This is a genomic window from Sanguibacter antarcticus, assembly GCF_002564005.1.
GTDB lineage: Bacteria > Actinomycetota > Actinomycetes > Actinomycetales > Cellulomonadaceae > Sanguibacter > Sanguibacter antarcticus.
On the sequence record NZ_PDJG01000001.1, the window covers coordinates 3,393,976 to 3,419,925 of the forward strand.

Annotated in this window: 14 protein-coding genes and 3 rRNA genes; 13 read left to right on the plus strand and 4 right to left on the minus strand. The window is 67.5% G+C overall.

What is annotated here, in order from left to right:
- Window positions 1–156 precede the first annotated feature (156 nt).
- From ATL42_RS15535 to rrf, 8 genes are all read left to right on the plus strand, one after another.
- Window positions 157–1,827 carry a MoxR family ATPase gene (locus tag ATL42_RS15535; RefSeq protein WP_245862645.1) on the plus strand — a complete coding sequence of 557 codons (1,671 nt, stop codon included), beginning with the start codon at window positions 157–159 and terminating at the stop codon, window positions 1,825–1,827.
- Window positions 1,815–2,945 (plus strand): hypothetical protein, encoded by a 1,131-nt coding sequence (locus tag ATL42_RS15540; protein ID WP_098456140.1) that lies wholly within the window; start codon window positions 1,815–1,817, stop codon window positions 2,943–2,945. Before ATL42_RS15535 ends, ATL42_RS15540 begins: the two co-directional genes overlap by 13 nt.
- The gene (locus tag ATL42_RS15545) at window positions 2,942–4,783 is read left to right on the plus strand and encodes a hypothetical protein (protein WP_098456141.1); all 1,842 of its coding nucleotides are present in this window, start codon (window positions 2,942–2,944) and stop codon (window positions 4,781–4,783) included. The genes ATL42_RS15540 and ATL42_RS15545 overlap by 4 nt, the downstream gene beginning before the upstream one ends.
- Window positions 4,780–5,520, plus strand: a complete 741-nt coding sequence (locus ATL42_RS15550) for a hypothetical protein (protein WP_098456142.1) — start codon at window positions 4,780–4,782, stop codon at window positions 5,518–5,520. The genes ATL42_RS15545 and ATL42_RS15550 overlap by 4 nt, the downstream gene beginning before the upstream one ends.
- Window positions 5,513–7,048, plus strand: coding sequence for a phenylacetate--CoA ligase family protein (locus tag ATL42_RS15555; RefSeq protein WP_098456143.1), 1,536 nt, complete (start codon window positions 5,513–5,515; stop codon window positions 7,046–7,048). The genes ATL42_RS15550 and ATL42_RS15555 overlap by 8 nt, the downstream gene beginning before the upstream one ends.
- Before the next feature lie 542 nt (window positions 7,049–7,590).
- A 16S ribosomal RNA gene (locus ATL42_RS15560) occupies window positions 7,591–9,114 on the plus strand.
- 479 nt (window positions 9,115–9,593) lie between these two features.
- Window positions 9,594–12,704: ribosomal RNA gene (locus tag ATL42_RS15565) — 23S ribosomal RNA — on the plus strand.
- Window positions 12,705–12,785: 81 nt separating this feature from the next.
- A 5S ribosomal RNA gene (rrf, locus tag ATL42_RS15570) occupies window positions 12,786–12,902 on the plus strand.
- Together the 16S, 23S and 5S rRNA genes form the textbook arrangement of a ribosomal RNA operon.
- A 160-nt stretch (window positions 12,903–13,062) precedes the next feature.
- Here rrf and ATL42_RS15575 read toward each other — a convergent pair.
- Complete coding sequence (locus ATL42_RS15575) at window positions 13,063–14,181, minus strand: AAA family ATPase (RefSeq protein WP_098456144.1); 1,119 nt, start codon at window positions 14,179–14,181, stop codon at window positions 13,063–13,065.
- Window positions 14,182–14,273: 92 nt separating this feature from the next.
- Between ATL42_RS15575 and ATL42_RS15580 the strand changes: the two genes are divergently transcribed.
- A complete protein-coding gene (locus ATL42_RS15580) occupies window positions 14,274–16,952 on the plus strand; it encodes a phosphoenolpyruvate carboxylase (protein ID WP_245862647.1) in 2,679 nt (892 codons plus the stop codon).
- Here ATL42_RS15580 and pnuC read toward each other — a convergent pair.
- On the minus strand, window positions 16,890–17,546 hold the full coding sequence (pnuC, locus tag ATL42_RS15585; RefSeq protein WP_098456146.1) for a nicotinamide riboside transporter PnuC: 657 nt from the start codon (window positions 17,544–17,546) through the stop codon (window positions 16,890–16,892). The genes ATL42_RS15580 and pnuC overlap by 63 nt on opposite strands.
- A gap of 120 nt (window positions 17,547–17,666) precedes the next feature.
- Here pnuC and ATL42_RS15590 point away from each other — a divergent pair, with 120 nt between their 5' ends.
- From ATL42_RS15590 to ATL42_RS15605, 4 genes are read left to right on the plus strand one after another with little or no spacing between them, the layout of a single operon-like run.
- On the plus strand, window positions 17,667–20,594 hold the full coding sequence (locus ATL42_RS15590) for an FAD-binding and (Fe-S)-binding domain-containing protein (protein ID WP_098456147.1): 2,928 nt from the start codon (window positions 17,667–17,669) through the stop codon (window positions 20,592–20,594).
- 39 nt (window positions 20,595–20,633) lie between these two features.
- Window positions 20,634–21,284, plus strand: a complete 651-nt coding sequence (locus ATL42_RS15595) for an NAD(P)H-binding protein (protein ID WP_098456148.1) — start codon at window positions 20,634–20,636, stop codon at window positions 21,282–21,284.
- 54 nt (window positions 21,285–21,338) lie between these two features.
- A complete protein-coding gene (locus tag ATL42_RS15600) occupies window positions 21,339–21,653 on the plus strand; it encodes an MTH1187 family thiamine-binding protein (RefSeq protein WP_098456149.1) in 315 nt (104 codons plus the stop codon).
- Window positions 21,654–21,698: 45 nt separating this feature from the next.
- Complete coding sequence (locus ATL42_RS15605) at window positions 21,699–23,840, plus strand: restriction system modified-DNA reader domain-containing protein (protein ID WP_143556794.1); 2,142 nt, start codon at window positions 21,699–21,701, stop codon at window positions 23,838–23,840.
- 10 nt (window positions 23,841–23,850) lie between these two features.
- Here ATL42_RS15605 and ATL42_RS15610 read toward each other — a convergent pair whose 3' ends face one another.
- The gene (locus ATL42_RS15610; RefSeq protein ID WP_098456151.1) at window positions 23,851–24,939 is read right to left on the minus strand and encodes an alpha/beta hydrolase; all 1,089 of its coding nucleotides are present in this window, start codon (window positions 24,937–24,939) and stop codon (window positions 23,851–23,853) included.
- Window positions 24,939–25,895 (minus strand): zinc-binding dehydrogenase, encoded by a 957-nt coding sequence (locus ATL42_RS15615; protein ID WP_098456152.1) that lies wholly within the window; start codon window positions 25,893–25,895, stop codon window positions 24,939–24,941. Before ATL42_RS15615 ends, ATL42_RS15610 begins: the two co-directional genes overlap by 1 nt.
- Window positions 25,896–25,950: the final 55 nt, after the last annotated feature.

The following is a 25,950-nucleotide window of genomic DNA, read 5'->3' on the forward strand; positions in this document are numbered from 1 at the left end:
GCTCCGGTGGTGTGAGGACGGTGACGGGTGCTGGGCGCGACGTCGTCGTGCCCAGTCCATCATGACTACCGTGACCTCCGCCGGTCGATCGGGGACAACCCTGACATTCCCCTGATCCTTCGGGTGCGGTGCATCCTGCCGTGGGAGGATCGCGGCGTGAACGAGAGCACCGAGGTCCCGCCGCAGGTGAGCAGCTCGCCCCTGGGGCACGTGTCGGACGCACCGACGCTGGCGCACCCTCGTGGCGGGGCACCGGAGCCCGGGAGCCACGGCAGACCACAGGATGGGACGGGATCACCCGGTGCCTTCGACCTCGACGTCGCGGACCTGTTCGGCGGCCCGGGCACGGGGACCGAGGGCGAGGGCCAGGCCGAGGACCTCTCGGAGAAGCTCCGGCAGGCGTACTTCTGGGTGGTCAACCACGCGATCATCTCGCCGCACTACGACGTGGAGTTCTCTGCCGGCCCGGCGACGCCAGAGACGAGCTACGTCCTCGGCGACTCGCGAGCGAGGCTGACCCTGCCGTCCGACCAGTCGTACTCGAGCTTCGTGCTGCTGCCGTTGCTGACGTTCGCGGTGCGCGGCCGCTGCCTGCTCGTCGGCGGTCCGGGCCGGGGCAAGACGGCGAGCGCGCTCCTCATGGGTGTGCTCGCGGGCTATCCGGTGCGAGACGTCCGCCGGGCGATGCAGCACGGCCACCCGCAGCTGACGGTCTCGGACCTCTTCGGCACCCCGCTGCCGAAGGACCTCGTGCAGGCGGACTCCCTCGCGGACGTCGGTGTCGCATGGCGGTCGTGGCTGGGCATGCGCGTGAAGATCATCGACGAGTACAACCGCATCCCGACGAGGACCCAGTCGGCACTGCTCACGGTGCTGGCCGACGGCTACGTCGAGGTGTTCGACCAGTTCTTCGAGACGGGCGAGTCGGCGTGGTACCTCACGGCGAACGACGACGCGGGCGGCGGGACGTACCAGGTGGTGGAGGCGCTGCGGGACCGTATCGACGTCGTGGTGCACGCTCTGCCCTTCAACAACCGCTTCCTCGGCGATCTCATCACCCGGGCCGAGCAGGGCATCCGTCCGGAGCAGGCGGTCCCTGAGCGGATCGTGTTCGACGACGCCGAGCACGGGCGCCTGCACCGGGAGGTGCTCGAGGTACGCATCGAGACCCCGGTGCGCCGACGCCTGGAGTTCTTCGCGAGCCAGCTCGAGCTCCTCGAGGGCTCGGCGTGGCAGTTCGAGTACCGGACGAAGGACACGGCGCGCCTGGCGGGGATCGACCCGCACGCGCTCGCGGCGGCGGACTCGGGCCGTGACCGGCTGAGCGACATCGGGTCGCAGACGCTCAACGGCTTGTCGGTGCGTGCCCTGCAGTCGCTCGTCGCGTACGCGAAGGCGATGGCGTACTTCCGTGGTCGTCCGACGGTGGGACTTGACGACCTGCGCGCGGTCCTGCCTTTCGTCTTGCACGACAAGCTGGTCCCGGACCAGCAGTCGCCGGTGTTCGACGACCCGGCCCGTGAGCCGTTGCGCTCCGACCGCGTCTCGTGGATCCGAGACATGTTCGACCAGGCGTGCCAGCAGTACGACGCGTACGGGCTCGACGCCTCGGACCCGGTCGGGGCGGTCCTCGATCAGGTCTCTGCGGGCCTGGACGGCCTGAGCGAGCCGGAGGTTCTCGCACGGATGGCGGAGATCGAACGGATCCTCAGCGGCTGGGCGGACGGTCGCAAGCTCCACGGCCACGTGTACGACGACGCGCTCGTGCTCAAGTACGCGCACCAGCGGTACACGAACTATCTCTCGTGGTTGCGATGGCAGCGGTGACGGCGTCTGCCCCGCCTGCTCTTCCGGCGTGGGAGGAGCGGCTCGCTGCCCAGCGGGGCACGCTCAACGGCATCGTGTCGGCTGCGCGCTCCGCGGGGGCACCGGTCGACGTGCTGTGGACAGCGATGCGCGAGGTGGGCTCGGCCCTGGAGCCGCTCCTTCGTGTCGTCTCGCCGGCGCAGGGCGATGTCGTGTGCCGGGTCGTGACCGAGCTCGTCGGCGACCTCGTGGTGCGCAGAGCGTGGCACGGACGTTCGGCGGAGAGGTGGGCGGTGCTGTCTCTGCTCCCGCATCTGCCGTGCGCGATGGGTCGCTCCCCGCGGACGGCGATCGAGGTCGTCGTGCAGGGCGCGGGCCGGATCAGCCGGGAGACGGATCTCGTGGCGTGGGGCGCACGCCTGGCTGCCGCTGACGCGTTCTTGGCCGACGACGACGCGCTGCGTGCGGGTGCTGCCGTCGCGGCGTGGCGCTCGGGGCTCGTGCGGGTCCGCAGCTCCGCGCTGACTGCGGCCCGGGGTCTCGACCCGGCACCTGGTGGCCTACCGGACGGCCGTGCCACGAGCGCGCTGCGTGCGCTGCTCGACCTTCCCACGGACGTCGACCCACGTGCCGTGCTCGCGGCGAACGTCGCGGCCCCGTTCGCGTGGCCTGGCGTCCCTCGGCAGGGGGCGTTCGCCACGTACGGCGGCTACCGTGCGTTCGGTGGACCGTGGACGGGACTCCCGGTCGTGGTCGGCGCGCTCGGCTCGCCGACACCGACATGGCGCGTGCTCGCCGACGGGATCGCCTGGGTGGTGATCGCTGACGTGCACGGGCACGTCGTTCTCCGCGAGCACACGGGGCCGGGGGAGCCGCCGCCGGTTCCCGCGGACAGCAGTGGCGTCGTCGGCGACACCGTTCGAGACATCGCCGGCGAGATCGCGCAGGCTGTCGCGTGGGAGGACGTGGTCACGGGTGCGGTCCCCGCAGCGCACCAGCCGGGACCTGCTGCCCCCACGACGAGCGCTGCACGGCAGCACGCTGCACGCCCGGTCCTCGTCTCGCGGGCGACGTCCTGCCGGCTCGACCTCGTCCTCGTCCCGTCTGTCGGCGAGCGGACGGGGCACGAGCTCTCGTGAACCGTCGCTGGGGTAAGAGTGCGCAGGCCAGAGCCGCCACGAGCGAAGAGATCGTCGAGCTCCGCGCCCGGTGGCAGGCGCGGTGGCCGGACGCCCTGCACGCGTGGGGCGCCTCCACCCGGCTGCACGCCCCGTCCTTGCGCGGACCGGAGAGCGGACCGTCCGACGTCGGCAGCTTTGCGTGGTTCAGCCTCGGTGACGTCGAGGTGAGCATCGACCTCGGCCAGGTGCTCGAGCGCGGTCTCGGGGAGCACGCGGTCGCGGTCCTCGCTCACGAGATCGGGCACCACGTCTGCTCGCCCGGGGACCTCCTCACCGCGGGCAGGCTCGCAGCGCAGGTCCGACTGGGGCTCGTCGACCTCGACGAGCACGTCGCTCTCGTCTCGAACCTCTGGAGCGACCTGCTCGTCAACGACCGGCTCCAGGTCCGGGCAGGCGTCGACCTGGCAGCTGTGTGGCGCACCCTCGGCCCTCCGCTCCCGACCGACCACGTGATGCGGCTCGTGCTGCGGACCGACGAGATCCTCTGGGCGCTCCCGGCCGGCTCGCTCGCGGGACCAGGCCCGCACCACGAGGCCGAGGCTGGCCTGCTCGCGCGCGTCGCGCGGGCGTACGCGGATGATCCCGTGGGCGGGGCCGGTGGCTTCGCCATGGTGCTCCGCCCTCTTCTCGTGCGCGACGAGCCGACGGGCGGCGGCAGCCGCTGGTGCGACCAGCACGAGCAGCCGGGAACCGCGGTCCCGGGGCTGGCCGACGACCAGAGCGCGGTCGAGGCGCCGGTCCACCCCGCGCTCGACCGCCGCGTGGTCGGCGCGATGGCCGACCTGCCACCGACCGCAGACGACGCGACGCCCGACAGCTCGCTGGACAGCTCGGACGCCGACGCGTCCACCTCCTCCCGCCCGTCCGCGGGCAGCACGCTCTCGCCAGCCGACTACGCGGCAGTCCTGCGCTCCCTCGGCACGACGACAGACCCGCGCGAAGCCGCCGCACAGTGGTACCGCGAGCACGCGCGCAAGCACCTCGTGCCGTTTCCTGTCCGTACCGTGCGGCGCTCGCAGGAGCCGCTCCTGGCGGGCTACGACGTGTGGGACGTGGGGGACGACCTCGCGGACCTCGACTGGACCGCGACGATGCTCGCCTCTCCGATCGTGCTCCCGGGCCTCACGACGGTCCAGCGCCGCTACGACACCGACGACGGCGGCGATCCTCAGCGCGTTCCCGTCGACCTCGACCTCTATCTGGACTCCTCGGGGTCAATGCCGGACCCCGCGGCGTCGGGCGCCCCGATCGCGCTCGCGGGCGCGATCCTCGCGCTCTCTGCGCTGCGCTCGGGGGCGCGGGTGCAGGCGACGACGTGGAGCGGCCCGCAGCAGGTCGCAGGCACGGGCGGCTTCACGCGGGACGCCGATGCTGTCTTGCGGGCGATCGTGGCGCACTTCGGCGGCGGGACGTCGTTCCCTGTCCAGGTCCTCGCCCAGACCCATCTGGGCGACGGGCGGCGCCCGGTCGGTGGCGGGCTGGGTGCCGCCCGTCGTGCGCGGCACATCGCGGTGATCTCGGACGACGGGGTGACGACGATGTTCACGGACGGGCAGTGGTTCCTTCCGGAGGGCTTCGACCCGCGCACGACGGTAGCGGCACGCGCTGTCGAGGCGGCGGGTGGTGGCGGGACGCTCGTCCTCAACACGAGCTCCGTCGAGCGCTACGTCGCGATGGCGCCCGGCTACGACGTCCACGGGGTGACGGACGCGCAGAGCCTGGTGACTTTCGCGCGGGACTTCGCCCGTCGGCTCTGGGGCCAGGACCGTCGCTCAGGACAGGAGACGCACGGATGAGCGCCCCCGCACCGGACGGCCTGCTGGACCGAGGCCGCGCGACGGTCGTGGGCCCGACGCTCGCGTCCGTCATGCAGCGCATCGCGCAGGCGCCACCAGACTGCGTCCTCGTTCCCGGGAGCACGGTGCCGTCCCGTGCGGCGCCTGTCCCCGCAGCCTCGGCCGACGCTGCGACAGGCGGCCGAGCACCTGAGCGCGGGAGGGTCGACGCGGCTGCGGTCGTGGCGGACGCGCTCGCTGTCGTCGCGCCGTCGACCCGGCAGAGCGCCTCCTTCCTCGCGGCGGTCCGCTCGCTGGTGACGGGAGCCGACCTGGTGTCTGCCGATCAGCGGGCACGGGCCGCGGTGCTCACCGTCTGGGTGCTGCTGGATCCTGGCGTGCACGCCACCGCGAACCTTGCGCACCTCGATGCGACCCTGGACGGACGCGCGGGCTGGGCCCTGTCGACGCTGTACACCGTCGGGGTCGCTCTCGCCCCGGCGCTCGACCCCGTCCAGTGGCCGACGACGAGCGCGACGCGCGAGGAGTCGGCGCGCGCGATCCTCCGGGCGAGCGGCCTCCATCCGGCGTACGAGACCGCGCAGAGCGCGGACGCACGCTGGCAGACGGTGAGCACGGCCATCCAGCGGCACGTGCTGGCGGAGCTCGCGGAAGAGGCCCGACGCGCTGAGGTCTTGGCACGCGAGCTGGCGCGCAAGCGTGCGCGCGAGGCAGCCGCACAGGTGAGCAATGTCTGAGCCCACGCCGGCCGGGGTCGCTTCCTCTGTCACGTCGGACGTGCTCCCGCAGGGCACCCTCGACGCTGCGCTGGGGGACTACGCCGCGGGTCAGGCGCTCGCGCTCACCGACGCCGAGCGCTGGCCCACGCTCTCGCACGAGGGCTTCGCGCGGCTCGCATCGGTGCGGGGGCACGGCGCAGCCCCGCTCTGGGTCCACGAGTGCGGCGACCGCCTCGACGGTGCAGACCACGAGCACCTGAGGCTCGTCGCAGGGGATCTCACCTCGAGAGCGTCCTTGCCTCAAGCCCCTGCGACGAGCGCGCCGCCCTGGCTCGCGTCGTTCCTCGCGCGCGTCCAGCGCACGGTCCCGCGCTACCGAGCGATCGCCAGGCACGACGGCCACCGAGAGAGGTCTCTCGCGGACTTCGCACCGGTGTCGCGCGAGGACCTCCGGCGCTCGATCGCGGACTTCGTCCCGGTGGACGTCCCGCTGGACCGCGTCCTCGAGGGCTCGAGCTCGGGGAGCACGGGGGCGGCGGTGGTCGTCCCGCTCCACCCGGTCTCGACCGCTGCCGAGGTCGTGATGTTCAGGCATCTCGCGGCGCGGGTCGGCGTCGAGTGGCGACCGGCCCCGGGGCGCCTGGCTCTCGCGAACGTCGTGGACCAACGGGCTGCGTTCACCTACGCCTCGATGCTCACGGCCCTGACTGCGGTCACAGGTCAGGCCGGCGCAGCGATGGCGAGGGTCAACCTGCACCCGTCTGCGTGGCGGGACGTCGCTGATCGGGCGGCGTTCTTGTCTGCGATGGACCCGCAGGTCATCAGCTCGTCACCGCTGGCGCTCCTCGCGCTGGTCGACCTCGGCCTGGACCTCTCGCCGATCGTGGTGTTCTCGGGTGCCACGCATCTGACGCCCGCGGCTCGCCTGCGCGTGGAGCGCGCGTGGGGCGCCCCGGTCGTGGACGTCTACGGAGCGCGGGAGGCGGGGCTCGTCGCGGTGGATCTCCGAGGCGGACGCGCTGTGTCTGAGCACGTCGTCCTCCCTCGTCGGGTCTACGTCGAGATCCTCGACGCGGCGGGCTGTCCCGTCCCGGACGGCGACCGCGGAGAGGTGACGGTCACGGTCGACGACAACCCGTACCTCCCGCTCGTCCGCTACCGGACAGGCGACATGGCTGCCGTGCGCCGAGCACCCGAGCCAGACGGGACCGTCAGCACGACGCTCCTCGGGCTCGAGGGGCGAGAGCCGCTCAGGCTCCTCACCGCAGCAGGGACGTGGGTGCCGTCGGTCGACGCGACGCAGGTGATCCAGGCCTATGGGGTCGCAGCCTGGCACCTCCACCAGACCTCGGACGGGTCGGTGCTCTTCGCTGCTCTCGTTCCCAGAGACGACGTGGGCAGAGAGTCGGCCCGAGACGCGGGACTGGCTGTGGAACGTCTCCTCGGAAGGCCCGTGGAGACGACGCCGGTGTACTGCGCGGAGGACCTCGAAGGAGGCGCGAAGCGACGGTTCTCCACGGATCTCGACACCGGTGGGGGAACGTGACCGCGGTCACGGGATGGTGGTTTGTGTTGTGGGTTGGTGGGGGGTAATGTTCTCGAAGTCAGCCCGGCAGGGAGGCACAGACACCACGGCGAAGTTCTTCGGAACTGGCGCGAAGTGGCTGGTCCCGGGGCTGAATCCTTTGTTCGAAGCGTGGTTCGGGTTCTGCTCGGGTTCGTGTAGGCTGGGAATCAATCCTCGTAAGTTGTTTGTTTCGCTCGATGAGAGCGGGGTTGACATCGTGTGGGGGTTGGGATAAGTTAGACAGGTTGCCCCGAGTACAGGCTGGAAGGTCTGGAATGGTGAGCGTCCGTTCTTTGAGAACTCAACAGTGTGCTTAATAGTCAATGCCAAGACCCTTCGCTTGGGTGTGGTTGGCTGCCTCGTTGTGGGGTGGTTGGTCATGTCTGGCGGAGTAAATTTGGTATGAATTGAAAACGCAAGTTTTCGGTTTGTAGCCTTGATTAATGGAGTGCCTCTTTGCAGGGGTGTTCCGCTTCGTATGGTTGTTGACCGGTCCTTTGGGGTTGGTTGATGTTAATACATTTACGGAGAGTTTGATCCTGGCTCAGGACGAACGCTGGCGGCGTGCTTAACACATGCAAGTCGAACGGTGATAGGGGAGCTTGCTTCTCTTGATCAGTGGCGAACGGGTGAGTAACACGTGAGTAACCTGCCCTTGACTCTGGGATAACTCCGGGAAACCGGGGCTAATACTGGATATGAAGCGCCCCGGCATCGGGTGTGCTTGGAAAGTTTTTCGGTCAAGGATGGACTCGCGGCCTATCAGCTTGTTGGCGGGGTAACGGCCCACCAAGGCGTCGACGGGTAGCCGGCCTGAGAGGGCGACCGGCCACACTGGGACTGAGACACGGCCCAGACTCCTACGGGAGGCAGCAGTGGGGAATATTGCACAATGGGCGAAAGCCTGATGCAGCGACGCCGCGTGAGGGATGAAGGCCTTCGGGTTGTAAACCTCTTTCAGTAGGGAAGAAGCGAAAGTGACGGTACCTGCAGAAGAAGCGCCGGCTAACTACGTGCCAGCAGCCGCGGTAATACGTAGGGCGCAAGCGTTGTCCGGAATTATTGGGCGTAAAGAGCTCGTAGGCGGTTTGTCGCGTCTGGTGTGAAAACTCAAGGCTCAACCTTGAGCTTGCATCGGGTACGGGCAGACTAGAGTGCGGTAGGGGTGACTGGAATTCCTGGTGTAGCGGTGGAATGCGCAGATATCAGGAGGAACACCGATGGCGAAGGCAGGTCACTGGGCCGCAACTGACGCTGAGGAGCGAAAGCATGGGGAGCGAACAGGATTAGATACCCTGGTAGTCCATGCCGTAAACGTTGGGCACTAGGTGTGGGGCTCATTCCACGAGTTCCGTGCCGCAGCAAACGCATTAAGTGCCCCGCCTGGGGAGTACGGCCGCAAGGCTAAAACTCAAAGGAATTGACGGGGGCCCGCACAAGCGGCGGAGCATGCGGATTAATTCGATGCAACGCGAAGAACCTTACCAAGGCTTGACATACACCGGAATCGGCCAGAGATGGTCGCGTCTTCGGACTGGTGTACAGGTGGTGCATGGTTGTCGTCAGCTCGTGTCGTGAGATGTTGGGTTAAGTCCCGCAACGAGCGCAACCCTCGTCCTATGTTGCCAGCACGTTATGGTGGGGACTCATAGGAGACTGCCGGGGTCAACTCGGAGGAAGGTGGGGATGACGTCAAATCATCATGCCCCTTATGTCTTGGGCTTCACGCATGCTACAATGGCCGGTACAAAGGGCTGCGATACCGCGAGGTGGAGCGAATCCCAAAAAGCCGGTCTCAGTTCGGATTGGGGTCTGCAACTCGACCCCATGAAGTCGGAGTCGCTAGTAATCGCAGATCAGCAACGCTGCGGTGAATACGTTCCCGGGCCTTGTACACACCGCCCGTCAAGTCACGAAAGTCGGTAACACCCGAAGCCGGTGGCCTAACCCCTTGTGGGACGGAGCCGTCGAAGGTGGGATTGGCGATTGGGACTAAGTCGTAACAAGGTAGCCGTACCGGAAGGTGCGGCTGGATCACCTCCTTTCTAAGGAGCTACACACTGGCATGCCCTGTATGCGTACCGGGTGTGTTCAGGTGGCCGCTTCCACACTCCGAATGAGGGTGTGGGCGGTTGCTCACGGGTGGAACATTGACTATGGATGCCGGCTTCGTTGCGGGTGGGAGTACGTTCGGGCCTTTGGGTTCGGATCGGAAACTGCTGGTGGTGGGGTGGGTGGACGCAAGCACACTGTTGGGTCCTGAGGGCACGGGCGCCGTATGGCGCTGGTGATCTTCGGGCCGTCGGACCTGCTGGTCGGTTTCCTGGTAACGGGGGATCGGGTGGTGATGAGGTCTGGTAGCTGACACGGGTCACCCTGAACCGGTCGAACCACGTGCATGCCTTCGGGTGTGTGGGTAGGCGTCGGTGTTGGGTGGGATCGTCCGTAGCTTGAGAACTGCACAGTGGACGCGAGCATCTTTGTAAGATCAAAGATTTATCTTTGTTCTCTGCAATTTTATTGTTGTCAAGTTTTTAAGGGCACAGGGTGGATGCCTTGGCACTAGGAGCCGATGAAGGACGTAGTAGCCTGCGATAAGCCTCGGGGAGTTGGCAAACGAACCGTGATCCGAGGATTTCCGAATGGGGAAACCCAGCTGGAGTCATGTCCAGTTACCCACACTTGAATATATAGGGTGTGTGGAGGGAACGTCGGGAAGTGAAACATCTCAGTACCGACAGGAAGAGATATTCCGTGAGTAGTGGCGAGCGAAAGCGGATGAGGCCAAACCGTTCATGTGTGATACCCGGCAGGGGTTGCATGGGCGGGGTTGTGGGACCTTTCAGATTGTTCTGCCGAACTTTCAGGGAGTCAGAAAGCCGCGTTATAGTCGAAGGGCATTGAAAGGCCCGGCGTAGAGGGTGTGACCCCCGTAGACGAAATGACGCGGCCTCCCGAAGGGGATCCCAAGTAGCACGGGGCCCGAGAAATCCCGTGTGAATCCGTGAAGACCACTTCATAAGCCTAAATACTACCTAGTGACCGATAGCGGACAAGTACCGTGAGGGAAAGGTGAAAAGTACCCCGGGAGGGGAGTGAAATAGTACCTGAAACCGTGTGCCTACAATCCGTTGGAGCCTCCCTAGCAGGGGTGACAGCGTGCCTTTTGAAGAATGAGCCTGCGAGTTAGTGCTCAGTGGCGAGGTTAACCCGTGTGGGGAAGCCGTAGCGAAAGCGAGTCTTAATAGGGCGAACATAGTCGCTGGGTCTAGACCCGAAGCGAAGTGATCTACCCATGGGCAGGTTGAAGCGCGGGTAAGACCGCGTGGAGGACCGAACCCACCAGGGTTGAAAACCTGGGGGATGACCTGTGGGTAGGGGTGAAAGGCCAATCAAACTTCGTGATAGCTGGTTCTCCCCGAAATGCATTTAGGTGCAGCGTCACGTGTTTCTTACCGGAGGTAGAGCTACTGGATGGCTAATGGGCCCTACAAGGTTACTGACGTCAGCCAAACTCCGAATGCCGGTAAGTGAGAGCGTGGCAGTGAGACCGTGGGGGATAAGCTCCATGGTCGAGAGGGAAACAGCCCAGACCACCAGCTAAGGCCCCTAAGCGTGTGCTAAGTGGGAAAGGATGTGGAGTTGCACAGACAACCAGGAGGTTGGCTTAGAAGCAGCCACCCTTGAAAGAGTGCGTAATAGCTCACTGGTCAAGTGATTCCGCGCCGACAATGTAGCGGGGCTCAAGTACACCGCCGAAGCTGTGGCATTCACATAATAACCAGGCCTTCGTGGTCCAGGTGTGTGGATGGGTAGGGGAGCGTCGTGTGGGCAGTGAAGTCGCGGAGTGATCCAGCGGTGGAGCCTACACGAGTGAGAATGCAGGCATGAGTAGCGAATGACGGGTGAGAAACCCGTCCGCCGAATGATCAAGGGTTCCAGGGCCAGGCTAATCCGCCCTGGGTAAGTCGGGACCTAAGGCGAGGCCGACAGGCGTAGTCGATGGACAAGGAGTTGATATTCTCCTACCGGCGAAGAACCGCCAATACCGACCCCGGTGATGCTAACCGCCCAAGCCTGGTCCACAGGCCCTTCGGGGCTGAGGACTCAGGGGAGCGCGGGACCCGAACCGGCATTAGGTAAGCGTATTAACAGGGGTGACGCAGGAAGGTAGCCCAGCGTGGCGATGGTTGTCCACGTCCAAGGTTGTAGGGAGAACAGTAGGCAAATCCGCTGTTCACATATCCTGAGAACTGATGGTGAGTCCGTATGGACGATGATTGGGTGATCCTATGCTGCCAAGAAAAGCCTCGGCGCGAGGTTCTAGCCGCCCGTACCCTAAACCGACTCAGGTGATCAGGTAGAGAATACTAAGGCGATCGAGAGAATCATGGTTAAGGAACTCGGCAAAATGCCCCCGTAACTTCGGGAGAAGGGGGGCCCGGAGCGTGAACCCACTAGCTGGGGGAGCGTGCAAGGGTCGCAGAGACCAGGGAGAAGCGACTGTTTACTAAAAACACAGGTCCGTGCGAAGTCGCAAGACGATGTATACGGACTGACGCCTGCCCGGTGCTGGAAGGTTAAGAGGACGGGTCAGCCGCAAGGCGAAGCTCAGAATTTAAGCCCCAGTAAACGGCGGTGGTAACTATAACCATCCTAAGGTAGCGAAATTCCTTGTCGGGTAAGTTCCGACCTGCACGAATGGCGTAACGACTTCTCCGCTGTCTCAACCGTGAACTCGGCGAAATTGCACTACGAGTAAAGATGCTCGTTACGCGCAGCAGGACGGAAAGACCCCGGGACCTTTACTATAGTTTGGTATTGGTGTTCGGTGCGGCTTGTGTAGGATAGGTGGGAGACTGTGAAGCATGCACGCCAGTGTGTGTGGAGTCAACGTTGAAATACCACTCTGGTCGCTCTGGATATCTAACCTCGGTCCGTAATCCGGATCAGGGACAGTGCCTGATGGGTAGTTTAACTGGGGCGGTTGCCTCCTAAAATGTAACGGAGGCGCTCAAAGGTTCCCTCAGCCTGGTTGGCAATCAGGTGTCGAGTGCAAGTGCACAAGGGAGCTTGACTGTGAGACTGACAAGTCGAGCAGGGACGAAAGTCGGAACTAGTGATCCGGCGGTGGCTTGTGGAAGCGCCGTCGCTCAACGGATAAAAGGTACCCCGGGGATAACAGGCTGATCTTGCCCAAGAGTCCATATCGACGGCATGGTTTGGCACCTCGATGTCGGCTCGTCGCATCCTGGGGCTGGAGTAGGTCCCAAGGGTTGGGCTGTTCGCCCATTAAAGCGGTACGCGAGCTGGGTTTAGAACGTCGTGAGACAGTTCGGTCCCTATCCGCTGCGCGCGCAGGAAACTTGAGAAGGGCTGTCCCTAGTACGAGAGGACCGGGACGGACGAACCTCTGGTGTGCCAGTTGTTCCGCCAGGAGCACGGCTGGTTGGCTACGTTCGGAAGGGATAACCGCTGAAAGCATCTAAGCGGGAAGCCTGCTTCGAGATGAGGTTTCCACGGGATTCGTCCCGAGAGGCTCCCAGTAGACCACTGGGTAGATAGGCCGGATGTGGAAGAGGGGACGAAAGACCCTCGGAGCTGACCGGTACTAATAAGCCGATAACTTGATAACACACAATAAAACTTGTGCTACGCGTCCACTGTGCGGTTCTCGGGAGACGGCCGAGAACCCGGCTTGAAAACCCAAAAGAGTTACGGCGGTCATAGCGTAGGGGAAACGCCCGGTCCCATTCCGAACCCGGAAGCTAAGCCCTCCAGCGCCGATGGTACTGCACGGGAGACTGTGTGGGAGAGTAGGACGCCGCCGGAACACCATTCACAAAGACCCACCCCCCCGGGGGTGGGTCTTTGTCGTACCCCCAGACAACACCACGGATATTCCGCGATCAAGGGACGACGACTCAAACAACGTGTCGTCCGTTCTCAGAGTGCGCGAGCCGAGACCGTCGGCTGGGACGGGTAGCTTCTGGTCAGGACCGTACGCCCGCCTGTGGCATCGGGGCTGTGATCGCTCGGGGCAGAGCGCAGACCTCGTCGATGAGGTCGACAGCGGCTGCAAGGCGCGCGTCCCTGTTGCCGCGCAGCTCGACCCACTGTGCACCTCCGCTCTCGGCCTGTGCGTTCAGCGCCGAACGGAACGCGACCTGCATCGACCGACGGATGTGCTCACCGTCGCGCATTCCGTCTTGAACGAACGGGATCTCGTCACCCGTCAGGAGATACAGGTCAGGGACCCTGGATGCCGCCAGCGCTTGGACCGACGGGGAAGGCCGGCCGACATACCGCTCGTGCCACAACGTCGTGGCCAGCACATCCGTGTCACAGACGACGAGAGGCAGCGAGCTCGTACGAGCGGCTTCGTCCTCGAGGCGGGCTTGTTCCCTCGCCACCAGGTCGAACTCCGCCGTGTGCCACGGTGCAGCAAGGCCCCCGGGACGAGTCTCCGACCACTCGCGGCCGAACTCGGGGACGAGCGGCAGACCATAGTGCGCCTGCAGGTCCTCGGCCAAGGTGGTGGTGCCTGTCGACTCGGCGCCGAGGATCACCACACGTCGAGCGAACCACGAGCGGACCGCGGCAGGCAGAGCCCACCAGTAGGCCTTCGGGTCGGCACGTACTGCTGTGCCTGAGACGTTCACTGCCTGCCGCTGCGGGTCGACCTGGACCCAGGTTGCGCGGACATGGCGGGCGAGCTCCTCCCCGTACCCGTCCGAGGTGAAGACCGCGTCGACCGGAGCGACGACCCCTTTCTCTCTGGAGTCGGCGGCGGTCAAGAGGTCCTTCATGATCGCGACGTGCGCGTCCCACGCACGGTCGCTCCTGTAGTCGACGGGTTCGTCATCGAGCCCGACGAGGACCCGCGCCTGCGGGACCTCTTCTCGTATCCATCGCGCGCGGAGATCCCCAGGGATGGATTCCTGGGACGAGACGAGGACCTGGACGGTGACGCGCTCGGAGCGCGACAGAGCAGTACGGACGAGATTGAGGTGGCCCGCATGAGGTGGGTAGAACTTTCCGACGACGAGCCCGTGCCTGAAACGCGAAGGATGCTCGGCCTGGCGGGAACCTGGGGCTGCGAGTGATGTCACACGCAGATTCTCCCGCAGTCCCCGACCGTCTGTGCGCTCCACCCAGTGAGCACGGTGGACGACACACCGTGCGCGTCCCCTACGGTGTGCATGTGTCCTATGTCGAAACGTCTGAAGATGACCGTCGCGGTCGAGCGCACCACGAGGTGCCCGACCCGCTGAGGAACGATGTCCGCCTGCTCGGAGGTCTGCTCGGAACCGTCCTGCGCGAGGCGGGCGGCGATGAGCTCCTCGCCGATGTCGAGCGCCTGCGTGAGCTGACCATCCGTGCCCACGACGACGAGGAGGAGGACGCGTCGTTCGCCGAGGCGCAGGCACTCGTCGAGACGTTCTCTCCCGAGCGTGCTGAGCAGGTCGCGCGAGCCTTCACCTGCTACTTCCACCTCGCCAACCTGGCGGAGGAGTACCACCGCGTCCGGGTCCTGCGGGAACGCGAGTCCACGCGTGACCCCGACGAGGTCGCGGGGGACGACTCGTTCGCCGCCGCGGTCACCGAGCTGACAGAGGAGATCGGTCGCGAAGCCACGCTCGAGCGGCTTCGGGCGCTCGAGTTCCGACCTGTCGTCACCGCTCACCCGACCGAAGCCCGACGTCGTGCGGTCTCCAGCGCGATCCGACGCATCTCGGCACTCGTCGCAGAGCGGGACGGCGCGCACGTCGGCGGCACCTCGCTCGCCGAGAACGAGCGCCGGCTCCTTGCGGAGATCGACGTGCTCTGGCGCACCTCGCCGCTGCGGGCAGCGAAACCGACGGTGGTCGACGAGATCCGCACCGTCATGGGCGTCTTCGACTCGACGTTCTTCGAGACGTTCCCCGAGGTCTACCGGCGCTTCGACGACTGGCTTCAGGGTGACCAGGCCGGCGCTCGAGCCCCGATCGTCCGTCCGTTCGTCCGGCTCGGCACATGGATCGGTGGCGACCGGGACGGGAACCCCAACGTCACCGCCGAGGTGACGCGTTCCGCAGCGCTCATCGCGTCCGAACACGTCCTGACCGCCCTCGAAGAGGCCGCGCGACGCACCGGCAACGCCTTGACGCTCGATGGCTCCGCGACCCCGGCCTCTGCCGACCTCGTGTCGTTGTGGCGCCGTCAGCGCGTCCTCTCGGAGCCGCTCACAGCCCGCATCGCGGGAGAGTCGCCCAACGAGCCGCACCGTCAGGTGCTGCTCGTCGTCGCCGAGCGGATCGCGGCGACCCGGCTCCGTGACGCGGACCTGGCGTATGCCGACGCAGCAGAGGCCGAAGCGGACCTGGTCGTCGTCCAGGAGTCGCTCGTGCAGGCTCGCGCTTCTCGGGCTGGGTACGGCGACCTCCAGAGGCTCATCTGGCAGGTGCAGACCTTCGGGTTCCACCTTGCGGAGCTCGAGGTCCGTCAGCACTCGATCGTTCACGAGCAGGCACTGGCGGACATCGCCGCGAACGGAATCGACGGTCCGCTGGCCGAGAAGACCACCGAGGTCCTTGACACCTTCCGTGCGCTGGGCGCCGTGCAGCACCGACACGGAACAGACGCAGCACGCCGGTACATCGTCTCGTTCACACAGAAGGCGGAGCACCTCGAGGCTGTGTACCAGCTCGCAGCCCTCGTCTTCGACGACCCCGAGCATGCTCCCGTCATCGATGCGATCCCCCTGTTCGAGACGTTCGCCGACCTCGAGGCGAGCGTCGAGATCCTCGAAGGGATGCTCCTCGTCCCGGCCGTCCAGGCGCGGCTCGCCGCCAACGGGCGTCGCGTCGAGGTCATGCTCGGCTACTCGGACTCGTCGAAGGACGTCGGTCCGGTCGCAGCGACGCTCGCGCTCGACGTCGCCCAGAGCAAGATCACGCAGTGGGCGAAGCGCAACGACATCACGTTGACGCTCTTCCACGGTCGCGGCGGCGCCCTCGGTCGCGGGGGCGGCCCGGCGAACCGTGCGCTCCTCGCACAACCTGCGGGGTCGGTCGACGGTCGGTTCAAGCTCACGGAGCAGGGCGAGGTCATCTTCGCCCGCTACGGGGACCCGGTCATCGCTGCGCGGCACATCGAGCAGGTCGCCGCAGCGACGCTCCTCGCCAGTGCTCCGTCGATCGAGCGTCGTAACGAGGCCGCGACACAGCGGTTCTCAGACCTCGCGTCGACGCTGGACGCCTCGTCCCGGGCACGCTTCTTCGAGCTTGTCCGCGCTGAGGGTTTCCCCCAGTGGTTCGGCGAGGTCACGCCGCTCGAAGAGGTCGGGCTGCTGCCGCTGGGCTCGCGTCCCGCACGTCGTGGGCTCTCGATCGAGTCGCTCGACGACCTGCGCGCTATCCCGTGGGTGTTCTCCTGGTCACAGGCACGCATCAACCTGGCAGGCTGGTTCGGTCTGGGTACCGCGCTCAAGACGGCCGGCGACCTCGGCGAGCTGCGCGCCGCCTACCGTGAGTGGCCGTTGTTCGGGACGCTCATCGACAACGTCGAGATGTCGTTGGCCAAGACCGATGCGCGCATCGCCAGCCGCTACCTCGCGCTCGGCGACCGTCAGGACCTGGCGGACCTCGTGCTCGAGGAGATGGCGCTCACCCGCGAGTGGGTCCTGGCCATCACGGGCAGCGACAGCGCGCTGTCCAACCGCAGGGTGCTCGGCCGTGCTGTTCGTCTCCGGAGCCCGTACGTCGATGCGCTGTCGCTCCTGCAGCTCCGCGCACTGACACGCCTGCGCAAGGGAGCCGAGCCCGACGAGATCGACCAGCTACGGCACCTGCTGCTGCTCAGCGTCAACGGCGTCGCCGCCGGTCTGCAGAACACCGGCTGAGCACGACCTGCCGAGTATCTGCGTGACGAGTGCGGCGGGAGCGACCAGCTCCCGCCGCCAGTCGCGCAGGCCGAGGACGCACAGCACGATGAACCCGGCGTACAGCGCCGCCGTGAGGTAGAGCGCGGACGAGATGTACAGCCACACGTAGATCACGTCGGCGACGATCCACACCCACCAGCTGCCGATCCACTTGCGGCCGAGCATGAGCTGGGCGACGAGACTCAGCGAGGTGGTCACGGCGTCGAGCCGAGGCACCTCGGAGTCGGTATAGGTGCTCAGCACCCACACGAGCAGCATCGCGATGACGGCGGCGGCGACGGCTGCGGCCAACCACGCCCAGCGCGGTGTCCGTCGGACCGTGAGCGCTTCTCCCGCGGGCCCGCCTCGGACCCACCACACCCAGCCCAGCACGCCGAGGACGATGTAGACGACCTGGAGCCCGGCGCCGGCATAGAGCCCGGACGACGCGAAGAGCACGACGTACACGCTGTTGTTCGCGAGGCCGACCGGGAAGGTCCACACGTTCTGCCGGACGGCGAGCCACACGCACACGGCGCCGGTGGTGAACCCGATGATCTCCTCGACTGACATCCGGACACGATGGCACGTACGCGTGGCTGAGGCCGTCCGTGTCCGGGTCCTGGTAGTCCCACGAGGGCATCGGTGTCCCGGTGCGAGAATGAGCCCGTGGCTAGCCCAGTCGATGTCGAGATGACCGGTTTGAACAGTGCGCCGACGAGCGCCCAGCAGGCGCGAGCGGAGGCCTCTGCCCGCGCAGAGCTCGTCGCGTCTCTGCGGTCCGTCGTGGACGGTGAGGTCTCTGACTCCACGCTGCGTCGGGCTGAGTACACGACCGACGCGTCGAACTATCGGGTCGTGCCCCAGGTGGTGGTCATACCGCTGAACGTCGACGACGCGCTGGCGGCCGTCGAGGCGACCCGCGCAGCAGGAGTACCGCTGACGGCTCGCGGCGGAGGAACGTCCTGCGCCGGGAACGCTGTCGGCCCCGGCGTCGTCATCGACTTCTCGCGGCACGTCAACGAGATCCACGAGATCGACCCTGAGGCGCGCACCGCACGCGTCGACCCGGGCGTCATCATGTCCTCCCTGCAGAAGGCGGCCGCGCCCCACGGGCTGCGGTTCGGTCCTGACCCGTCCACGCAGAACCGTGCGACCCTCGGCGGGATGATCGGCAACAACGCGTGCGGCCCGCACGCAGTGGCCTACGGGCGGACCGCCGACAACGTGTTCGAGCTCGACGTGGTCGACGGGGCCGGCCGCCGCTTCGTCGCTGGCCCCGACGGGGTCGGCCTGGCGAGGGTCCCTGGCCTCGGCGAGCTCGTCTCGGCGAACCTCGAGACGCTGCGCACCGAGCTCGGCCGTTTCAGCCGCCAGGTGTCTGGGTACTCGCTCGAGCACCTTCTGCCGGAGAACGGCGCCCACCTCGGGAAGGCGCTCGTCGGGACGGAGGGAACCGTCGTGACGGTCCTCGGTGCGACCGTCGACCTCGTACCGATCGCCGGAGCGCCCACGCTCGTCGTCCTCGGGTATCCCGACATGCCGAGCGCGGCGGACGCGGTGCCCGCGCTCCTCACCCACTCGCCGCTCGCAGTCGAAGGGCTCGACGCGCGTCTCGTCGACGTCGTGCGCGTCGCCAAAGGCGCCGGGGCCGTGCCGGAGCTCCCGGCAGGGGCTGGCTGGCTCATGGTCGAGGTCGGCGGCTCGACAGCGGCCGAGGCGATGGACCGCGCCCGAGCGATCGTGCGGGACTCCGGCACCACGGCTTCGCGCATCCTGCAGGCCGGTCCGGAGGCCACCGCGATGTGGAAGATCCGGGCGGACGGTGCGGGCCTCGCCGGACGCACCCAGTCCGGGGCTCAGGCCTGGCCCGGCTGGGAAGACTCCGCCGTGCCGCCAGAAAAGCTCGGCGCGTACCTGCGAGACCTCGACGCTCTCATGGCGCAGTACGGCGTCGACGGCATGCCCTACGGCCACTTCGGCGACGGCTGCGTGCACCTGCGGATCGACATCCCGCTCGAGACGTCAGGCTCGGTCCTCCGGACGTTCATGACCGACGCCGCGATGCTCGTCGGCAAGTACGGCGGCTCGCTGTCCGGCGAGCACGGCGACGGTCGCGCACGGTCCGAGCTCTTGCCCGCCATGTACTCCGCGACGGCCATCGGCGTCTTCGAGCAGTTCAAGGCGCTGCTCGACCCGCACGACCTGCTCAACCCCGGCGTCCTCGTGCGGCCCAACGCGATCGACGCAGACCTTCGCCGCCCGCAGGCGAAGCCGCTCCTCGCGAAGAACGGCTTCAGCTTCGCCCACGACGACGGTGACTTCACGCAGGCCATCCACCGGTGCGTGGGCGTCGGCAAGTGCCGTGCGGACACGACTGACGCGGGCGGCTTCATGTGCCCGTCCTACCTGGCGACGAAGGACGAGAAGGACTCGACCCGCGGTCGCGGCAGAGTCCTGCAGGAGATGGCGAACGGCACGCTCGTCACCGGCGGGTGGCGCTCGCCCGAGGTCCACGCGGCGCTCGACCTGTGCTTGAGCTGCAAGGCGTGCTCGAGCGACTGCCCTGCCGGTGTGGACATGGCCCAGTACAAGGCCGAGGTGCTGCACAACGCCTACAAGGGCCGTCTCCGGCCGATGAACCACTACGCGCTCGGCTGGTTGCCTCGCTGGGCCCGTCTCGCGAGCTACGTCCCGAAGCTCGCGAACGGGGCGCTCTCGATCAAGCCACTGGCGAAGCTCGTCCTGCGGCTCGGCGGCATGGACACCCGGCGCTCCATCCCGGCGTTCGCCGACGTCCCGTTCCGGACATGGTGGAAGCGTGAGGGCGCGGCGCTCGTCGCGGGAGCCGCTACCAGCGACGACAGCGCCCAGGGCACGGTCCGCAAGCCCAAGGTGGTCCTGTGGACCGACTCTTTCAGCGACACCCTCGCGCCGGGTGTCCCCGAGGCGGCGGTCACGGTCCTCCTCGCGGCGGGCTACGACGTGGTCGTCCCCGAGGACGAGGCCTGCTGCGGCCTCACCTGGATCAGCACGGGGCAGCTCGACGGGGCGAAGAAACGGCTCTCGCAGCTCCTCGCGGTCCTCGGACCGTTCGCCGTCAACGGCATACCGATCGTCGGCCTCGAGCCGTCGTGCACCGCGGTGCTCCGGTCGGACCTCACCGACCTCTTCCCCGACGACCCTCGGGCGCAGGCGGTGTCGACCGCGACCCACACGCTCGCCGAGCTGCTCACGCGCCCGGAGACCGCGCCCGGCCCCGACTCTGGCTGGGTCATGCCCGACCTCTCGGACGTCACCGCTGTGGTGCAGCCGCACTGCCACCACTACTCCGTCATGGGCTTCGCGCCAGACGAGAAGCTGTTGCGGGACGCAGGAGCGACGCTCAAGACGCTCGCCGGGTGCTGCGGGCTCGCGGGCAACTTCGGGATGGAGAAGGGGCACTACGAGGTCTCCGTCGCCGTCGCTGAGAATGCGCTCTTGCCTGCTCTGCGAGAGGCTGGCGAAGGCGACATCTTCCTGGCGGACGGATTCTCGTGCCGTACCCAGGCGGACGACCTCGCAGGGGTCGCCGGGATGTCGCTCGCCGAGCTGCTCGCGAGCCGGCTGACAGAGCGTTAGCGCGGACCGTCCGCGCACGCGGACGACAAGGGGTATCACGTGACACGTATCGCCATCATCGGAGGGCACGGCAAGGTCGCGCTGTACCTCGCGCGCATCCTGGGCGCCGAAGGGCACGACGTGACGTCGTTGTTCCGCAACCCCGAGCACGAGGCCGACGTCGTCGCGACAGGGGCTGCTCCGGTGGTCGCGGACGTCGAGCACCAGAGCGTCGAGGAGATCGCAGCGGCGATCGTCGGCCACGACGTGGTCGTCTGGACCGCCGGAGCCGGAGGCGGGAGCGCCGAGCGCACGTACGCGGTGGACCGTGACGCAGCGATCCGCGCGATCGACGCGGCGGTCGCCGCCGACGTGCCGCGGTTCGTCATGGTCTCCTACAAGGGAGCGGGCCCCAACCACGGCGTCCCGCCAGAGAACAGCTTCTTCGCCTACGCCGAGTCGAAGGCCGCCGCGGACGCGCACCTGCGCCAGAGCGACCTCGACTGGACCGTCCTCGGTCCGAGCGCGCTCACAGACGATCCTGGGACCGGGCGCATCGAGGTCGGAGCACGGCTCGAGAGCACCCATGTCTCTCGCGAGGACGTCGCCCGCGTGGCGGCCGCGGTGCTGGAAGCACCGTGGACGACCAAGACCACCATCGACTTCAACGTCGGAGACGTCCCGATCGCCGAGGCCGTCCGGAGCGCCTGACCACGCGTCTGACCACGCGCCTGCGCGGTGTCCGGTTCGTGGCACGATGGGGAGATGCTCATCGCCTTCTCTGTCGCCCCGCTCGGTACGGGAGACTCCGTCACTGACGCGGTGGCGGACGCCGTCCGCATCGTCCGTGAGTCTGGCCTCCCCAACCGCACCGACTCGATGTTCACCACCATCGAGGGGGAGTGGGACGAGTGCATGGACGTGGTGCGACGAGCCACGGAGGCCGTAGGCCGGGGAGGCCATCGCGTCTCGCTGGTCCTCAAGGCTGATGTCCGGCCAGGCCACACCGGCGAGCTCGAGGGCAAGGTGCGACGCGTCGAGGAGCGGCTCTCCGCGACCGCTGGTGAGCCCTCCGTCTGACCAGCCACGTGTGACGGCTCGTCCTCTCAGGGCTACCCTGTCCGCATGCCTTTGTTCGACGTCGGGTCGGAGCGTTCGCCGCTCGTCGTCTTGGCGAGCCCCGAGATCCTGGCGTTCGAAGCCGACGCCCGCACTGTCGTGCAGGAGCACCTTGCTGCGCTCCTGGGCGAGAAGACCTTCACGGTGACCGGCAGGATCGCGGACTATCGACCCTCCGAGAGCGCCGGAGCGACCGAGAATACGGCGGTGCCGGAGACTGCACTGGCGCTGGACTCCTCAGGGAGGTCGGTCGTCGTGGTGGTCGCCGCCACTGTCGACGAGCACGAGCTGAGCGCAGCCCTCGGGGCCGCAGGCCGTGCGTCGCGCCTCACCCGGACCGAGCTCGCCGGGCTGTATCCGGAGGGCGCGGACAGGTTCCACAAGGATGTCACCGACTTCTACGACTCGCTTCCGACAGGCCGTCCGGCGCAGGCGAGAGGCGGAGCGGTCCGACTGGTCGTCGTGTGCGCCGACGTGACCCCCGCGGTCCGTGACGCTCTTGCTTTTCTCCGTGCTGTCGGACCGACCGTCGAGGTCTTCCGTGTCGGTGTCCTGCCCACGGCGCCAGGGCGACGCATGCTCGACGTCTCGCCGCTCGTCGTGACGGCGGCGTCGTCCACGATCTCCGTCACGCAGCGGTCCTCGTCGGCTGTGCCGGCAGATACCCCGTCGCCGCACGTGGTCTCGTCGCTCGGACGCGTCAGCGTCACGTCGCGCAGGGTCTCCGAGGGGGCGATCACCGGTCCCGTCGTCGCGGTCCCCGTCGGACGGGTCTCGTCGCCTGAGCTGACCGGTCCCGTGCGGACGTCGGCGTTCGGCACGGCAGGGATCATGTCGGCGGCAGCAGCTGCCGACAGGACGACGATCCTCCCCCCTGTCCGCCCGGCGGACTATCCGGTGTACTCGTTGCCGCCTGTCGAACCGGTACCGCCCGTCGAGCAGGCCCCCTTCTCGGAGGAGTGGAGCTCACCGTCGCCGGACTGGGCTGTGCCCCTGCAGGAGATCGGCATGCCGTCGGACGAGTGGGTACCTCCGGCACCGGAGGCGTCGGACGAGTGGCTACCTCCTGTACCTGAGTCGTCAGGCTCGTCGGACGACTGGGTGTCGTCGTCGCGCCGCTGGTCGGGGCACTCTCCGCTGTCGGGACCGTTGCCCACCGTCGACCTGCCGCCGCCGGGGACCCCGTACACACCGATCTTCCTCTCGGTCCCCGAGGTGCTCTCGGACCTTCCTGCGCGCCCGTCCGGGGGCGCAGTCCTCGACGCAGGGCCGCGGACTGCGCTGAACCTCGCTGTCGCGCCTGCCAGCGACAGCGGGTACGTCGCCGGCCGCGGGGAGGCCGCAGCGTGGGACGACGCGAGCGGCAGCGTCCCGAGCCGGAGCGCCTACCGCGCGAGCGCGTTCATCGCCGCGAAGAAGTACATCCCTGAGAAGCTCGACCCGGACCTGCAGGACGAGCCCTCGTTCGTCCTCGACCGGGAGCCGGAGAGAGCCCATGCTGCGCGGGTGCCGGTCGAGCGAGCGCGTGACCTGCCAGCACGTGATCTGCCGGCGCGTGACCTCCCTGCACGTGACCTGCCAGCACGAGACCTGCCTCAGCGCGCCTCCGCCGTCGATGTCGTCGATCCCCAGGCTTTCGATGCGCCGAACTCTCTCGACGACGCGCCGTCGCTCGACGGACCGTCGACGTTCTCGTTCGACGGGCCGTCGTCCCTCTCGTTCGACGGATCCAGCTCACCGTTCTGGGTAGACCTCTCGGCCCAGTTCTCCGAGCCCGTGCGTTTTGATCCTCCGGACCCACCCGAGCTTCCGGACTTCTCCGACTCCGCCCCCCCGCCCGCGGAGGCCTGGACAGACGAGGAGGGTGTGGAGCACGACGGCTCACCGCACGGTCCCAGAGACGACGCCCTCGTCGAGCTGGCGTCTGCCCTGCACGAGGCGCTCCCGCTCATCTGGGTGCGCCACCGCCGGAACGAACGTTTTGAGGCGCTGCTGCATCCCGACGGGACCATCGAGACGGCCGACGGCGAGGTCTACGCGGACCCGAGCTGGGCGGCCAACGCGGTCTCCGGAGGCACGGCGTCGGACGGCTGGCGCGTGTGGCGCGCGGGCGACGGCGGCCCGACGCTGCTGGAGCTGCTCGGCTAGACCGGTCGGGCTACGCCTGCGACCAGCCGTACACCGAGCTCCACCGGGCGATCTCTCCGTAGTAGCGCTCACGCGCGGGAGTCCTCGAGAGCGCGAGGTCGTGCAGCCCACCGGCGATGCGGCTGATCGTGACGGTCGGGCCGAGCTGGACCGCACGTCGTGCGAGGAGCTCGACGTCGAGGACCACGTCGCTCTCGCGCATCTGGTCGTGCCATCGTGCAGAGATCATCGTGCGGGTCGAGGCGAGCATGAGGATCGGCTGGGCGATCGTGAGCCCTCGGGCGACCTCCGCGTGGCCCGCGATGATCGCGTTGAGCCAGCCCGCTCGGACGGGGAACGCGGGCATGGGCCGCCAGCGGTCGTCGAAGTCCCACTCTCCGCCTTCCCGTCGCCGGATGGTCCGGGCGTAGAAGCCGGGGTCGATGTTCGGCAGGGGTGTCTTGGGCTGGAACCGGGCAAGCTGGCTGATCGCGGGAGCAGAGACCGTCCGGACGACGGACGAGCCCTGGAGCTCCAGCCAGGGGCTGTTGAGCACCAGCCCCGTCGTCGCTCCTGGGTTCCGGTGCGCCCAGAGCACAGCGACGAGACCACCGGTCGAGTGGCCCATGAGCATGATCGAGGCGTGCGGCCCGAGGTCTGCGTGGATCGCGTCGAGCGCCGCCGCGAGGTCTTCGTCGTAGGTCCTCAGGGTCGAGACGTACCCAGGTGTCTGTCCGGGCCGCAGGCTGCGTCCGTACTTGCGCAGGTCGAGGGCGTAGAACGAGGACCCCAAAGAGTGCCACACCTCGGCCGTCTGGGTCTGGAAGAAGTAGTCAGACCATCCGTGGAGGTACAAGACGGCGCGCACCGACGGAACAGCACCGTGGGGGCGATAGCGCACGAGGGTCGCGGCGACGTCACCCTCGTCGTCCGGGGCGAGGTCCAAGGATCTCGACTCGTAGCCGGGCCCGAGGATGTCCGGCCCCCAGGACGCCGTCGACGCGGTGGAGCGTCCGTGCGCACCGTGGCTCCCCGTGCGTGAGCGACCAGGCTCTGCACCCTGGTGGGGCGCCGTGCCGTGGTTCTCGAGGAACCGGGGCGGCGGCACGGTCCCTGCCATCAGACGAGGACGATCTTGCCGACCTGCGCTCCCGATGCGAGGCGAGCGAACGCGTCCTGGGCCTGACCGATCGGGAAGGTGCCGTCGATCGTCGGCCGGACGTCCGCCTGGACGAGGAACGCAAGGAGCGAGACGAGCTCGTCCCGGGTCCCCATCGTGGTCCCGCGCACAGTGATCTCGTTGAAGAAGATCCGGGTGAGCTCGGCGGGCGACGGGTCGCCAGACGTCGCACCTGCGACGGCGATGATGCCGCCTGGACGGACGGACCGGACCGAGTGCGACCAGGTCGCTGCACCGACGGTCTCGAGGACGGCATCGACACGGTGCGGGACGCGTGCACCTGGCTCGAGCGCGTGGCTCGCGCCGAGGGCCAGCGCTGCCGAGCGCTTCGTCTCGGAGCGGCTCGTGACGATGACCTCGAGGCCTGCCGCGGCGCCGAGGGCGATCGCCGCTGTCGCGAGCCCTCCGCCTGCGCCCTGGACGAGAACGCTCTGACCCGGAGTGAGCTCAGCTGACCGGAAGAGCATCCTGTAGGCGGTCAGCCACGCGGTCGGGAGGCACGCAGCCTCCTCGAACGACAGTGCAGCCGGTTTGTCGACGAGGTTGTGGGTCGGCACGCTGACACGCTCGGCGAACGTCCCCGGGTACTTCTCGGAGAGGAGTGTCCGTGTCTCGTCCGGACCGACTCCGTGGCCGTCGGCGCCGATCACCCCGTGGAGGACGACCTCGCGGCCGTCGTCGGTGACGCCGGCCGCGTCGGTGCCGAGGATCATCGGGAGCTGCTCGGCGCGCAGCCCGACGCCGCGCAACGACCAGAGGTCGTGATGGTTGAGGCTGGTGGCACGGACGGTGACGGTGGTCCACCCCTCGCGCTCGACCGGATCGGGACGCTCTCCCGTGGCGAGCCCTGCGAGCGGGTCGGTGGCGTCGAAGTGGTCTGCATAGACGGCGAGCATGGCCCCAACATATGCCCTCGGCGACGATGTCGCCGTGTCTCACCGGCCGGAGCGC

Excerpts from the sequence above, each read along its gene's own strand:
- ATL42_RS15540 (WP_098456140.1), top strand. The coding sequence starts at position 1,815 with ATGGCAGCGGTGACGGCGTCTGCCCCGCCTGCTCTTCCGGCGTGGGAG.
- ATL42_RS15550 (WP_098456142.1), top strand. The coding sequence starts at position 4,780 with ATGAGCGCCCCCGCACCGGACGGCCTGCTGGACCGAGGCCGCGCGACG.
- ATL42_RS15555 (WP_098456143.1), top strand. The coding sequence starts at position 5,513 with ATGTCTGAGCCCACGCCGGCCGGGGTCGCTTCCTCTGTCACGTCGGAC.
- pnuC (WP_098456146.1), bottom strand. The coding sequence starts at position 17,546 with ATGTCAGTCGAGGAGATCATCGGGTTCACCACCGGCGCCGTGTGCGTG.
- ATL42_RS15590 (WP_098456147.1), top strand. The coding sequence starts at position 17,667 with ATGACCGGTTTGAACAGTGCGCCGACGAGCGCCCAGCAGGCGCGAGCG.
- ATL42_RS15600 (WP_098456149.1), top strand. The coding sequence starts at position 21,339 with ATGCTCATCGCCTTCTCTGTCGCCCCGCTCGGTACGGGAGACTCCGTC.
- ATL42_RS15605 (WP_143556794.1), top strand. The coding sequence starts at position 21,699 with ATGCCTTTGTTCGACGTCGGGTCGGAGCGTTCGCCGCTCGTCGTCTTG.
- ATL42_RS15610 (WP_098456151.1), bottom strand. The coding sequence starts at position 24,939 with ATGGCAGGGACCGTGCCGCCGCCCCGGTTCCTCGAGAACCACGGCACG.
- ATL42_RS15615 (WP_098456152.1), bottom strand. The coding sequence starts at position 25,895 with ATGCTCGCCGTCTATGCAGACCACTTCGACGCCACCGACCCGCTCGCA.